We start from the raw sequence: 14,318 nt of genomic DNA on the forward strand, positions 1-14,318 counted from the left end.
TTCTTCGCATAAATAAAGCGACCCCTTTGGATCGCTTTATTTGGCATATTCTACTGCTCGCGTTTCACGGACAACTGTCACTTTTATATGACCTGGATAATCCAGTTCTCCCTCGATCCGATTTCGTATATCACGAGCTAACTGAACAGATTTCAAATCATCAACTTCTTCTGGCTTTACCATAATACGAACCTCTCGACCAGCTTGAATCGCAAAGGACTTCTCTACGCCATCATATGATTCAGAAATCTCTTCTAGCTTCTCTAATCGCTTAATATAGTTTTCAAGGGTTTCACTGCGTGCACCAGGTCTAGCGGCTGATAATGCATCAGCAGCAGCAACTAGTACAGAAATAATGGTTGTCGCTTCCTCATCACCATGGTGAGAAGCAATAGCGTTAACGACCGTATCGTTTTCACCATATTTCTTCGCTAATTCAACCCCAATTTCAACGTGACTACCTTCTACTTCATGGTCAACTGCTTTACCAATGTCATGCAGTAATCCCGCGCGACGAGCTAAGGTTTCATCTTCTCCTAATTCAGCAGCAAGTAACCCAGAAAGGTATGCAACTTCCATGGAGTGCTTTAAGACATTTTGACCATAACTTGTACGATATTTCAATCTTCCTAAAATCTTCACAAGATCTGGGTGTAACCCGTGAACGCCAACTTCAAAGGTTGTTTGTTCACCAACTTCTCGAATATACTCATCCACTTCACGTCGAGATTTCTCGACCATTTCTTCGATACGAGCCGGATGAATTCGACCATCTTGAACTAGTTTTTCTAGTGCAATACGGGCGATTTCTCTTCTAATCGGATCAAAACCGGATAGAATAACCGCTTCTGGCGTATCATCGATGATCAAATCTATACCTGTTAATGTTTCAAGGGTTCTAATATTACGCCCTTCTCGACCAATAATACGCCCTTTCATTTCATCATTAGGTAAGTTCACTACGGAAACAGTGGTTTCTGCTACATGATCTGCAGCACAACGCTGAAGAGCAAGGGAAAGAATGTTCTTCGCTTTCTTATCAGCTTCTTCTTTAGCCCGATTTTCCGCTTCTTTAATCCGTATCGCCGATTCATGAGCAACCTCTTGGCTTACACGGTCTAAAATGACTTGCTTTGCTTGATCTGTCGTATAACCAGATATACGCTCAAGCTCGGATTGCTGTTGTACTTTCAAATTCTCCACTTTGCTTTCCGTTTCTTCAATTTGTTGTTGTTTTTCTGTTAGTGATTCTTCCTTTTTCTCTAGCATTAGCTCTCGCTTATCTAGCGTTTCGTCTTTACGATCTAAATTTCCCTCTTTTTGCACTAAACGACTTTCCTGCTTTTGAAGCTCTATACGTCGTTCTTTCATTTCATTTTCAGCTTCTTGACGAAACACATGCATTTCTTCTTTCGCCGCTAGCAACGCTTCTTTCTTAGAAGCCTCCGCATTACGGTGACCTTCTTCCACAATTTGTTTCGCCAATTCCTCAGCACTTGAAATCTTCGCCTCTGCAATGGATTTCCGAATCAGATAACCAACAACAATACCGACGATGGTAAGCAAAATGAAGATGATGAATTCAATAAACCCCATACGTTCACCTCCTCTTTGCCATTCAAATCTTTCTATACATGTGTGTCGGCATGTACTTTACGTTTCATTTTCATTTTCGCAAAAGTATCACTGTCATAAAATATTCAAATATTATTCAAGAAAAATGAAAATTATACATATTAATTTTAAGCTTGCCCAACCTTATTGTCAAGGAAACAACAAATATAGCCCCTTACCAATTTCAAAAGGTAAGGGGCTACTTGTCTAACTATTATACATCAAGGGTATTTTGAGCATCTTCTTTATCATTGACTTGCTCGCTTTGTTCACTTTGTTCAAACATACCATAGTGTTGACGAATCTTATCGTGAACCTCTTGATAGATTTCTTCATTATCTTTCAAGAATTGCTTGGCATTTTCGCGACCTTGTCCCATACGATCACCATCATACGAGTACCAAGAACCACTTTTCGTGACAATGTCTAAATCGGTTCCAATATCAAGAAGTTCTCCTTCTCTAGAAATCCCTTCACCATACATAATATCCACTTCTGCATGTCTAAATGGAGGCGCGACTTTATTTTTCACGACTTTAATTTTTGTTTTGTTCCCAACCATTTCATTACCTTGCTTTAAAGACTCTGCTCGACGAACTTCTAGACGAACAGAAGAGTAGAACTTAAGGGCGCGACCACCTGGAGTTGTTTCAGGATTACCAAACATAACACCAACTTTTTCACGAATTTGGTTAATGAAAATAGCGGTAGTGTTTGATTTGTTAATAGCTCCTCCTAGTTTACGAAGCGCTTGTGACATGAGTCGTGCTTGAAGACCTACGTGCGAGTCTCCCATTTCCCCTTCAATTTCCGCTTTAGGAACTAATGCTGCTACAGAATCAATTACAACCATATCTACTGCACCACTACGTACAAGAGCTTCTGCAATTTCTAACGCTTGTTCTCCTGTATCAGGCTGCGATAGTAATAATTCTTCGATGTTAACCCCTAAGGCGCGTGCATAAGTTGGATCTAACGCATGCTCAGCATCGATGAATGCAGCTTGCCCACCTTGACGCTGTGCTTCTGCAATGGCGTGAAGGGCTACTGTTGTTTTACCAGAAGATTCCGGTCCATAAATCTCCACAATTCGTCCACGTGGATAGCCACCTACACCAAGAGCAACATCTAACGCTAATGAACCACTAGGAACCGTACTTATCTTCTTATTCGCTTGTTCCCCCAATTTCATAATAGAGCCTTTACCGAACTGCTTTTCTATTTGACGTAGCGCCATATCCAGCGCTTGTTTACGATCACTCACATTTTCTCCTCCTTGAATATCAACTATATATATCATAACTTGTTTTGTTCCATTTGCCAACAAAAACACGAATGAATGTTCGCTATTTTTCATAATGCAATCATACTGTATTTTTTAAAAATTGTACAGATAAAATCGATTTTTCACCTACTCGTGAGTGCTAAAAAATCATTTCAAATAATGATATAAAAGTTCAAACCCTTTCTTAACGCTACGTTGGCGAACCGCTTCTCTATCACCATGAAAGTGAAATTTCTTTGCATATGGTTGCTTACCTGCATGGTATATCCCTATATAAACAGTCCCAACCGATTGTCCTTCAAGTTCACTTGGGCCTGCAACCCCTGTAAAACTAATGCCAATGGAAGAATGGAGTTTACGGGCAACTTGCACAGCTAGCTCGATTGCGCACGCTTCACTTACTGTTCCATACTGCTCAATTAGTAACTTCGGTACATTTAATACGTGTTCTTTAACAGAAGCTGTGTAACACACGATTCCACCGCTACATATAGCAGAAGCACCCGGGATTGAAATGAGTTGATTCATAAACTGCCCACCTGTTAAGCTTTCTGCCGCAGCAATTTGCTCCCCAGATGCTTGTAATAATTGAAATACTTTATGTTCAATTGTGTCCCCATCTGCACCATAACAAAAAGAGCCCACTCGCTGCATAATCATACGTTCACTTTCAGAAATGAGTGCTTTAGCCTCTTGTTCACTAAAAGCCTTGGCGGTTAAACGCAATGCCACTTCTCCTTCAGAAGCAAGCGGAGCAATTGTTGGATTGGTTTGCTTTTGTATCAATTCGTGTACATCATGCTCTAATTGTGATTCTCCAATCCCGACAAACTTAAGCATTTTGGAGTAAATAGTACTAGAGATTGCAAAACGAGATTGAATGTAGTCAAATCCATGTTGCTCCATAATCGCTTTCATTTCCCTCGGAACACCTGGCAAGAAGATCCACGTTGTTCCCTCTTTCGTTAAAACAAACCCGGGGGCTAACCCAACATCATTAGGTAGAATGGTAGAACCTTGTAATATTCTTGCTTGCTTCCGATTATTTGGTGTCATCGGTCGATGAGCAAAAACGGCTTGGATACGCTTTAAGGCTTCTTCATCTTCAAGAATAGATGCACCAATTACTTCAGACGCTACCTCTCTCGTTAAATCATCATCAGTTGGTCCTAATCCACCAGTGACGATAACTAAGTCGGAACGTTGTTTAGCCTGGAAAAATTGTTCTCTTAACCGAATTTCATTGTCCCCTACCACACCATGATAGTACATATGAACGCCCATTTGCGCTAACCTCGCAGACAACCACTTGGCATTAGTATTCGCTATTTGGCCTAACAACAATTCCGTACCAACAGATAGTATTTCAGCTTTCACTTGATTACTCATTATTTAGACTCCTTCATAACGTGCCAATTTTTCACAAAGTACTCGACTCCTGAAACAACCGTTATAATCATCGCCGCATAGAGCGCAATCGTTGCGAAAGGGAATGGTATATAGGAAAATGGATAGTTATGCAGCAACAAAGCAGAAATAGCAATGATTTGTATCCATGTTTTCAACTTCCCCATTTGGCTAGCAGCAAGCACGATTCCTTCGCCAGCTGCAACTAGACGAAGCCCTGTCACCGCAAACTCTCTACTTATAATTAGTGTTACAATCCATGCAGGAGCTAATTCTAATTCAACTAGTGCAATGAAAGCTGCTGACACTAGTAATTTATCTGCTAATGGGTCTAGAAACTTTCCAAGATTCGTTACTAAGTTATGTTTTCTAGCGTAATAACCATCAATCCAATCCGTAGTAGAAGCAATTATAAATAAAATAGCGGCAACTAAATGAGATACAGGTAAAATTCCTTCTCCAATAGAAATCGTTCCCCAATCAAACGGAATAGATAAAAGCACAACAATAATTGGAATTAAGCATATTCTTGATAACGTAATACGGTTTGGTATATTCATATATTTACATCCTCCATCTGTAGTTGCAATACATATGACGAGAAAAGAGTCACCTATCGACAGATGACTCCTCCCGCCTTGTTATTCGTCTTTCACTGTAATGTGGAATTCTTGTACATCTCGTTCATTTGGATCAACAGGGTATTTTACTTTTTCTCCGTTAATCTTCATATCCAGTTGATATGACCTACCTATAGTAATATCAATTTGCTCTTCACCAGTTAAATCAAATTGTTGAGGAGAATTATCTTTATTGAGAATCGTACTAAAGTATACCTTTCCGCTTCCATCTCTTACTTCTAAATAACTTTCAGGATTGTCAGCATTCGTTGCTTCAAACTCTAATTTAAGTTGTTCTGGGCTCTCTAACTCAAACGCATGAGATGGGCGCGTACCAGAACCTTTCTCCACTAAGTTTAACTGCTCTTTTGGCTTTTCTTCCTCTTTTTCCTCTTCAGCCTTTTGTTTTTCTTCCTCGTCTTCCTCTTTATCAGCTTGATCTTCTTTATCTTGTTCAGGTGGTGCACTATTTGCGTTCGTATCAGGGTTCTTCTCATACGTTACTTCATTACCTGCTTTAGAACTGTCTACTGCGTTATGATTACCGTCATCTCCTCCTGATTGAATAAGGAAAACGTAAGCTACTACAACAATACCAATAAGCAATAACGCGATAATCCCTTTTGGAATTATCGTCATCCACATCGAATTCTTATCCGATGATTGTTCCTTATGTCTTTGGACACGCGTATATTGAATATATTCATCATCTGATGCACTAGGTATTTCATTTTGGTGCTGCTCAAATAATTCTTCCGGATCTAGCCCTACTGCTTCTGCATATTGTTTAATAAATGCACGCGTGTAAAATTTCCCAGGCATTATTCCGAAATCACCTTGTTCAATTGCTTGTAAATATCTGATTTGAATTTTCGTTTCTTGCTGCACGTCTTCAAGGGATAATTTTTTAGCTTCCCTTGCTTCTTTTAATCGAGATCCTATCTCCATTTTATAAACACCTTCCATTTTAAAAATCAAACATGGAAAAGCCATCATTTTGTTCAAATTGTGGCTTGTCAACTGATTCATATGTTATTTCTTCGTCATGAGTATTACGTAACTCAATAATATAGTCAAAATCTTCTAATTCATATTCTGTTGCACGTACAAACATGTCGGGGTGCTCCACTACTTTCGTTGCCGGTATTCGCATTATTTCACGCACTAATTCCCAATGTCGCTCATTAGCCCGCTTCGTTGAGACAACCCCATCAATAATATATAAATTATCCGTTGAGATTTCTTCCTTAATTAATTGATTTCGAATCGTTTGCTTTAATAACGTACTGGATACAAAGAGCCAACGTTTATTAGCAGATACGCTTGCTGCTACAATCGATTCTGTTTTTCCTACTCGAGGCATTCCTCGAATTCCGATAAGTTTGTGACCGTCTTTTTTATATAGTTCTGCCATGAAATCCACCAACAAACCAAGGTCTTCTCGAACGAAGCGAAACGTCTTTTTATCATCGATATCACTATGTATATACCGTCCATGACGAACCGCTAGACGATCCCTAAGTTTTGGACGTCTAAACTTTGTTATGCTTATTGTTTCCATGGTTTCTAGTATGGATTTCAATCGATTTATTTGTTCATCATTTTTACACAATAACAGCATACCTCTTCTTGAATCTTCTACACCGTTAATCGTGACAATATTAATGGAAAGCATACCTAGTAAAGAAGAAATATCGCCTAACAACCCTGGGCGGTTATGCTGAATTTCATATTCGAAGTACCATTCCTTTCTTTCCATATCACAACCCCTTTCTCAACAAGGATTCTTAACAAAAAAAAAGAACTGTTAGGAATTTCATATATACATACTATTATAATAAATGATTTTATACTTTTATAAAAGGTTATTATTAAAGGAATGATAGTATTTCTACAATAATTTCATACACTCTGTTATGTCATTACCTTAAATCTAAACATCTAAACATGTAAAAAACAAGGGGAATGTCTCCCCCTGTTTCTACATTGACCCTTCACTTTTTACTAATTTCACCATCATATTAGCGATAGTGTGTTGCTCTTCTTCAGATGCTACATTCCACAGTTCTCGTAATACTGCTTCTTGATCATTTTTAACTTCTACTTGTTTTGCTAAATAATCTCCAATCTCATAAGCGAGTTCCGAGACCGCGCGCTCGCTCAAACCTTCTTGTTGAGCTTGATTCAAACGATCACCAAGAAAATCTTTCCACGTATCAAAATTATCTAGTACAGACATGTATTACTCCTCCTTATGCAATCAAAGCTTACATGCATATCATTTGATGATTCATAAGCTTTTATGCACCAAAAGAAGAAATCCCTCTTAACCACTCCATGCTCCATTAATGTTCAACATTTGACCTTGAATATACGCTGCCTGAGGCGAAGCTAAAAATACTGCAAGATCTGCGACTTCTTGCGGTGTACCGAAACGTCCTGCTGGAATTGCTTCTAACAACATTTGTTTTTCATCTTCATGAAAAACATGATTCATTTTCGTATCAATATACCCTGGGCGTATGCCGTTCACCCGTACATTAGACAAAGCCACTTCCTTAGCTAACGCTTTAACGAAACTATCTTGTGCACCCTTGACAGCTGAATAGATTACTTCACAACTAGCTCCTATCTCTCCCCATATGGATGAGATAAGTAAAATAGTTCCAGACCGTCGTTGAATCATCGCTGGCAAAACATGTTGCGTAATAATCCAAGGTGCCTTGACATGAATATGATACATTTTATCCATTTCATCCTCGGTAACATCTTGAAACAGCTTCACCATACTTTTGCCACTTGCAAAAACAACCGCATCCACATGAAAATCAAGGCATGCACAGAGCTCTTTTGCTCCTTCTGACGTAGAAAGGTTGGCTTGAATCGTTTGCAATACTTGATCATCTTCCAATTGGGCAGCGATGTGCTTCACCCTTGCTTCATTACTATAATAATGAAGTATTAAGTTATAACCTTGCTGTGCAAATGAATAAGCAATCGCTTGACCGATATCTCCACTTGCACCGACAATTAAGCATACTTTTTTCATATTGTTCGTTATCCTTCTTCTGGTTGTATTTCACAAACAGCAATACGATCCTCGTGAATCCACGCTTGTAAATGATTGAGCACTTCTTCTTTCGTTAATGATTCAATTGTTGGCAACGCTTGAAACAAATCAACACCTAAATGATGGTACTGTACAAACGTTGTTGCAATATACTCTAACGAATTCATTGAACGTAAAAACTGCCCAATCCGTTTTTTCTTCATCCGTTCAAACTCTTCATCTGATATCGAACGTTCCTTTAATTCATGAAGCATTTTCTTCACACGCTGTTGAAACTTTTGCGGGTCACGCGTATTTCCACCAATGATAGTGAAGCCAAATGTTTTATCTAAATGACTTTCATAAGAGAAACTATCATCAACTAACCCCGCTTGATAAAGTTCTTCATAGAAAGCACCACTCTTTGAGAAAAAGTGATCTAAAACCATACTTTTAATCATTTCCAATTGCAATGCGTTACGCCCTTTTATGTGATTCATATCTTCTTTAATACCAATCATACATTTAGCTGTTGATACAGGCATCTTAATCAATTTATGAGGTTCTGCCACCGAATGAGGTTCGTTCGGGTAATGACGACGAATCGGTTCAGGAGCAGGGAACGTCTTTGCTTGCTGGTTTGCTTCAATGAACCCCATCATTTCTTCTGCATCAAAATTACCTGCCATAAAAAAGGACATATTCGATGGATGGTAAAACGTATGGTAACACGTATATAAATCCTCTTTCGTAATAGGTTGAATAGAATCAACCGTACCTGCTATATCTACTTGAACTGGGTGATGGTGATACAGACTTTGAATAGTCCCAAAGAATGCGCGCCAATCAGGTTGGTCGTCATACATTCTAATTTCTTGCGCTATGATTCCTTTCTCTTTTTCAACAGACTGATTAGAAAAGTATGGGTCCTGAACAAAATCGAGTAGCGTCTTCACGTTTTCCTTTATATTACTCGTTCCGGAAAATAAATAAGCCGTACTATTAAAAGAGGTAAATGCGTTCGCTGAAGCCCCTTGCTTCGTAAAGTCTTGAAACACATCACGATCTTCCTTTTCAAACAATTTATGCTCAAGAAAGTGGGCAATCCCTTCTGGTACTGTTACAAAATTATCTTGACCTATCGGTGTAAACGATTGATCAATGGATCCATATTCTGTCGTAAATACAGAGAACGTTTTTGCCATTTGTTGCTTTGGTAATAAGAAGACTTGCAATCCATTATCAAGCGTCTTTGAATACATCGTTTCTTGAATTTGATCATAATACGTTTTATGCATTTGCATCTTCCCCCTCTTCGCTTGTTAGGAAGTACGTAGTGTCTAAAGCTATCTTATTCGCTACTTGAACTACTTCATCTGTTGTAACCTTTTTTATCTGCTCAATTGTTTGTTCTGGAGTCGTATCAACATCAGATAAAACTTGATGGTATAACACTTCAATCAAACCATGCTGATGATCAATCGTCTCTAATAGTTGATTCACAATTAAGTTCTTCGTTTCTTCTAATTGCTCGGTTGTAAACTGTCCTCGTTTCATCGCTTCCATTTGTTTCAATATAATGTCATGCGCTTGTTGGTAATCTTTTGGGTCGATACCACTGAATACTAACAAGAGGCCTTTATGACTTTCGAATCGAGAAGCAGCATAGTAAGCTAGGCTATGTTTCTCTCTCACGTTCATAAATAATTTCGAGGAAGGAAAGCCACCGAATAAACCGTTAAATACTTGCAACGCATAATAATCTTCATCGCCAAACAATATATTCGTACGATAGCCTAAATGCAACTTACCTTGTTGCACATTTTGGCGTTCTATGATTTCTTTCGGTTCTGAAGGTGCCTTTTTCTTTACATCAAGATCGTATTGTGTCGCTGCTCTTGACTTCCGAGCAAAACAAGATTGAACCAACGTTTGCACTTCCTGTTCATCGAAGTCACCTAACAAGTAAATATCGAGTATATCTTGCTCGAGCATCGATTGATAATATTCATAGAGCGATCGTCCATTCACATGTGGCAAATCTTCTTCATAGCCATGTACATGCAAACGATACGGTTCATCTGCACACATCTCATCTAACAATCTCGTGTTCGCGTAGCTCATTTTATCATCACGAAGTGCTCTTATTTTTTGCTTTAATGTTTGTTTCTCTCTTTCAATAATGGCCTCATCCATCCCACCATTATCCACTTTAGGTTGAAAAATGATTTCATGAAGCATGCGAACTCCCTCTTTCAGTAAGTTCGTTTGCTTGGAGATTAACGCATCATTTGCAATTTCCATCCGAAACGTCACAACATGATGTTCTCCTTTTTTCGAAGCATCTACACTTAAAACCGCACCATATAGCTCATCTAAAGCCGTTCGTAGCGACCTTGCTGTAGGATATTTCGTCGTTGCTTGCTGCAATACGTAAGGTAATAGTGCTCGGTTGGTAATAGCCTCTCTCGTTATCGGGGCTCTAAACTTAATGACAAGCGTATTCGTTTTATATTTTTCACTTGGGATCATATGTAGATGATAACCTTGCCCATCGATTCGTTTTTCTACTATTCGTGTCATGTAATTTCCTCCTTATACATCATACTTTTGCTTCTAGCATTTCTTATTCCTTAAAAAGCTATCCACATTCCGTCGTACATTCTTTGATTTTATCGCATTTACACCATGAATGCGAATATAACAATTGGCTGTCTTTACACAGAAATTCTTTTTTTACCCGATAATATTTAAAAAAGCTCCAAGAGGAATACTCTTGAAGCTTCTTGTTTATTAACGACTTCCTTTGATATAAGGTGTGCCTAATGCTTTTGGTGCATCTGCTCTTCCGATAAACCCTGCTAACGCTAAAATCGTTAACACATATGGTGCAATTAATAAATATACTTGTGGGACGTTTTCAAGTAATGGAATGCTAGCACTCACAACACTTAAACTTTGGGCAAAACCAAAGAATAAAGCTGCCCCCATTGCGCCAAGAGGATGCCACTTTCCGAAAATCATCGCAGCTAACGCCATAAAACCTTGACCACTAATTGTAGCATGAGAGAAATTCAGTGCAATAGTCAACGCATACACTGCTCCACCTAATCCACCTAAAGCTCCAGAAAGCACGACACCGATATAACGCATTTTCGTTACATGAATACCGTTCGTGTCCGCCGCCATAGGATGTTCTCCAACCGAGCGCAACCGCAAACCAAATGGCGTTTTATATAATACAAACCAAACAACAAAAGCTAATAAGATAGCTACATAAGATGTTATATAACCAGAAAAGAACATAGGTCCAATAATAGGAATGTCACTTAGAAGCCATATATCTGTCGTATAAAATGGTTGCTGGACCATATCTGTCTGCCCTTTATCATACCATTGCTTCACTAAAAACAGCGAAACACCTAAAGCTAAAAAGTTAATAGCAACACCACTTACTACTTGATCTGCCCGGAATGAAATAGACGCGACAGCATGAACAAGTGAGAAGATGGCCGATACAACCATTGCAACCATAATTGAAATCCATGGGGTTAAACTAGCTAAATTAAGTTCCTGCATTGTACTCGCTAACGATAAGTTCGTCACGACAGCCACAAACGCTCCCATAACCATCAAACCTTCTAGACCAATATTAACGACTCCTGAACGCTCACTAAATACACCACCAAGTGCCGTAAAAATAAGAGGGGCCGCGAAGAAAATAGCTGCAGGAATAATCGATTGCAAAATGTCAATAATGCTCATTTATTTCCCCTCCTTTTGCATACGGTTTAATACCCAACGAATGATATATCCTGATGCAACGAAGAATATAATTAATGCAACCACAATGTCTACTAGCTCTTCTGGAACTCCTGCAGAAGGCATGTTTAACGCCCCTACTTTCAAGGTTCCGAATAAAAATGCAGCAAGCACAGAACCAATCGCTGTATTTCCGCCTAATAATGCAACCGCAATTCCATCAAATCCGATGTTAGTAAAGCCAGAATGAACAGACATGAATTGGAAAGTCCCTAACCCTTGCATAGCTCCAGCTACACCTGCAAATCCACCAGAAATGATAAAGCTTAGTACAATATTACTCTTTACATTCATACCAGCATATTGCGAGGCATGTTGGTTAAAGCCTACAGAGCGTAATTCATACCCTTTTGTCGTCTTCTCTAGAATAAACCACATAAGAAAAGCTCCTAGTAATGCAATGAGAATCCCGTAATGCAGTCGTGAAAACGTTAATTCTGTTAACCAAGGAGACGATAAGGATGCTGTCTCGGCAATTCTATCCGTTTTATCAGCACTATCTGTTAATACATTTCGAATAATAGCATTACACGTATAAAGTGCAATATAATTCATCATAATAGATACAATTACTTCATGGACTCCGAATTTCGCCTTTAAAAAACCAGGAACAAATCCCCACAAGCCACCCGCAACTGCTGCTGCTAAAATAGCTAATGGTAAGTGAATGATCATCGGTAATTGTAAAGCAGTACCTACCCAAACAGAAGCAAGCCACCCTACAAAAACCTGACCTTCTACTCCAATATTAAACAAACCAGTACGAAACGCAAAAGCAACCGCTAAACCAGATAAAATATATGGTGTCACTTTCACAATCGTTTCCCCAGCAAAATATAAATCTCCAAAGGCTCCATTCCACAAGGCAACATATCCAGTAATCGGATTGTAACCAAACAGAAGCATAATTATCGCACCAAATAATAACCCTAGTAATACAGAAATAATCGGTACTAATAGGTTGTAAAGACGGTTCGATTCCATTATTGCTCACCCACTTTCCGTTTACTACCAGCCATTAATAACCCAAGTTCTTGCTCTGTAGTCTCATGTGGAAGGACATTCGCAACGACTTGGCCATCAAACATCACTGCAATTCGATCACTTACATTCATAATTTCATCTAGTTCAAATGATAATAGCAACACTGCTTTCCCACTATCTCTAGCTTCAATTAGGCGTTGATGGATAAATTCAATTGCTCCCACATCTAAACCTCTTGTCGGCTGAGCAGCAATAAGTAAATCTGGTGAACGATCTAATTCTCTTCCAATAATCGCTTTTTGTTGGTTACCACCTGATAACGAACGTGCAAGCGTATATTCATTAGGAGTACGTACATCAAATTCTTCTATTAAACTTTTTGCTTTTTTATAAATCTCTTTATAACGCAATACGCCTTTTTTCGAGTATGGTTGTTGGTAATATGTTTGTAAAACCATATTCTCTCCAATAGGAAAATCTAATACTAATCCGTATTTGTGTCGATCTTGCGGGATATGCGCTACACCTGATTCGGTCACTTTACGAGGTGATAAATTGGTAATCTCTTTTCCATTTAACGTGATAGAACCGCTTTCTACGTTTCGTAATCCAGCAATAGCTTCAATTAATTCGCTTTGGCCATTGCCATCTACACCAGCTATTCCGACAATCTCACCCGCTCGCACTTGAAGATTGAGCCCTTTTACCATATTAATTTGACGAGCATCTTTTACTTGAAGATTTTGTATGGTGAGCACATCATCTTTCGGTTCTGCTGGTCGCTTTTCCGTTTCAAAACTTACTTCACGTCCTACCATTAAAGACGCTAATTCATTTGTGGACGTGTCAGCTACGTTAACCGTACCAATACCTTCTCCTTTACGAATAACCGTACACCTGTCACAAACTTCCATAATTTCCTTCAGTTTATGCGTAATTAGTATAATAGATTTGCCTTCTTTTACTAACGTCCCCATTATATCCATTAATTCACTGATCTCTTGTGGAGTAAGTACAGCTGTCGGTTCATCAAAAATTAAAATATCAGCACCACGATACAACGTTTTCAAAATTTCTACACGTTGTTGCATGCCAACAGAAATATCCTGAATCTTAGCGCTTGGATCCACTTTAAGACCGTACCGCTCCGAGATTTCCTTTACTTCTTTCTCTGCCTTTGCAACGTTTACGGTACCTTTTTTTGTTGGTTCCATTCCTAAGATAATATTCTCTGTAACAGTGAAAGTATCTACAAGCATAAAATGTTGGTGCACCATGCCGATACCAAGTTCATTCGCTACGTTCGGGTTTGTTATATTAACCGTTTCCCCTTTTACTTTTATCTCACCTTGTTCTGGCTGATATAAACCAAACAAAACATTCATAAGTGTGGATTTACCAGCACCATTTTCCCCTAATAATGCATGTATTTCACCAGGCTTTACTTGTAAATTAACATTGTTATTCGCTACAATTCCAGGAAATTCTTTACGAATATTTAGCATTTCAATTACATAATCCACTTGATACTCACTCC

The 14,318-nt window shown here is 38.7% G+C and carries 13 protein-coding genes; all 13 read right to left on the reverse strand.

Annotation, left to right across the window (positions count from 1 at the left end; all coding sequences use genetic code 11):
• Positions 1-36: 36 nt before the first annotated feature.
• The 13 genes from rny to N784_RS02455 all read right to left on the reverse strand — a co-directional run bounded on the left by rny (position 37) and on the right by N784_RS02455 (position 14,304).
• Positions 37-1,596, reverse strand: coding sequence for a ribonuclease Y (gene rny, locus N784_RS02395; protein ID WP_036831824.1), 1,560 nt, complete (start codon positions 1,594-1,596; stop codon positions 37-39).
• Positions 1,597-1,828: 232 nt separating this feature from the next.
• Positions 1,829-2,878, reverse strand: coding sequence for a recombinase RecA (recA, locus tag N784_RS02400; RefSeq protein ID WP_036831827.1), 1,050 nt, complete (start codon positions 2,876-2,878; stop codon positions 1,829-1,831).
• Between the two features lie 168 nt (positions 2,879-3,046).
• On the reverse strand, positions 3,047-4,288 hold the full coding sequence (locus N784_RS02405) for a competence/damage-inducible protein A (RefSeq protein ID WP_036831829.1): 1,242 nt from the start codon (positions 4,286-4,288) through the stop codon (positions 3,047-3,049).
• Complete coding sequence (pgsA, locus tag N784_RS02410) at positions 4,288-4,866, reverse strand: CDP-diacylglycerol--glycerol-3-phosphate 3-phosphatidyltransferase (protein ID WP_036831831.1); 579 nt, start codon at positions 4,864-4,866, stop codon at positions 4,288-4,290. The genes N784_RS02405 and pgsA overlap by 1 nt, the downstream gene beginning before the upstream one ends.
• A gap of 81 nt (positions 4,867-4,947) precedes the next feature.
• Positions 4,948-5,874, reverse strand: coding sequence for a helix-turn-helix domain-containing protein (locus N784_RS02415; protein ID WP_036831833.1), 927 nt, complete (start codon positions 5,872-5,874; stop codon positions 4,948-4,950).
• Between the two features lie 19 nt (positions 5,875-5,893).
• A complete protein-coding gene (locus tag N784_RS02420) occupies positions 5,894-6,685 on the reverse strand; it encodes a YmfK family protein (protein WP_036831836.1) in 792 nt (263 codons plus the stop codon).
• A 222-nt stretch (positions 6,686-6,907) separates the two neighbouring features.
• Positions 6,908-7,165 carry a DUF3243 domain-containing protein gene (locus N784_RS02425; RefSeq protein WP_036831840.1) on the reverse strand — a complete coding sequence of 86 codons (258 nt, stop codon included), beginning with the start codon at positions 7,163-7,165 and terminating at the stop codon, positions 6,908-6,910.
• A gap of 87 nt (positions 7,166-7,252) precedes the next feature.
• Positions 7,253-7,975: an elongation factor P 5-aminopentanone reductase gene (gene ymfI / locus N784_RS02430; protein WP_036831843.1), complete on the reverse strand. Its 723-nt coding sequence runs from the start codon at positions 7,973-7,975 to the stop codon at positions 7,253-7,255.
• Positions 7,976-7,983: 8 nt separating this feature from the next.
• A complete protein-coding gene (gene yfmH, locus N784_RS02435; RefSeq protein WP_036831846.1) occupies positions 7,984-9,273 on the reverse strand; it encodes an EF-P 5-aminopentanol modification-associated protein YfmH in 1,290 nt (429 codons plus the stop codon).
• Entirely contained in the window at positions 9,266-10,558 is a 1,293-nt protein-coding gene (gene yfmF / locus N784_RS02440; RefSeq protein ID WP_036831849.1) for an EF-P 5-aminopentanol modification-associated protein YfmF, read from the reverse strand. The genes yfmH and yfmF overlap by 8 nt, the downstream gene beginning before the upstream one ends.
• A gap of 210 nt (positions 10,559-10,768) precedes the next feature.
• Positions 10,769-11,740 carry an ABC transporter permease gene (locus N784_RS02445; RefSeq protein WP_036831850.1) on the reverse strand — a complete coding sequence of 324 codons (972 nt, stop codon included), beginning with the start codon at positions 11,738-11,740 and terminating at the stop codon, positions 10,769-10,771.
• Positions 11,741-12,781, reverse strand: a complete 1,041-nt coding sequence (locus N784_RS02450; RefSeq protein ID WP_036831852.1) for an ABC transporter permease — start codon at positions 12,779-12,781, stop codon at positions 11,741-11,743.
• Positions 12,781-14,304 (reverse strand): ABC transporter ATP-binding protein, encoded by a 1,524-nt coding sequence (locus tag N784_RS02455; RefSeq protein WP_036831855.1) that lies wholly within the window; start codon positions 14,302-14,304, stop codon positions 12,781-12,783. Before N784_RS02455 ends, N784_RS02450 begins: the two co-directional genes overlap by 1 nt.
• Positions 14,305-14,318 lie beyond the last annotated feature (14 nt).

The organism is Pontibacillus litoralis JSM 072002, from assembly GCF_000775615.1.
Lineage (GTDB): Bacteria > Bacillota > Bacilli > Bacillales > BH030062 > Pontibacillus > Pontibacillus litoralis.